The 229-nt window shown below is 55.0% G+C and carries 1 protein-coding gene; it reads left to right on the plus strand.

What is annotated here, in order from left to right; translation table 11 throughout:
• Positions 1–229, plus strand: a 229-nt coding sequence (locus SB764_RS45200; protein ID WP_410867464.1) for a peptide chain release factor family protein, incomplete at both ends; no start/stop codon positions are given.

Below are 229 nucleotides of genomic sequence, written 5' to 3' on the forward strand. Positions count from 1 at the left end.
CCGTACGTTTGACGCACATTCCCACCGGCATTGTGGTGTCGATGCAGAACGAAAAATCCCAACTGCAAAACAGGGCGGCGGCCATGCGTGTGCTTCAGTCCCGATTGCTGCTCGTCAAGAAAGAGCAACAGGACGCAGAAAAGAAAGCCTTGGCTGGCGACGTCAAGGCATCTTGGGGCGACCAAATGCGTTCCTACGTGCTCAACCCGTACCAAATGGTCAAGGACCT

The sequence above is a fragment of the Paraburkholderia sp. SIMBA_027 genome (assembly GCF_046535315.1).
Lineage (GTDB): Bacteria > Pseudomonadota > Gammaproteobacteria > Burkholderiales > Burkholderiaceae > Paraburkholderia > Paraburkholderia tropica.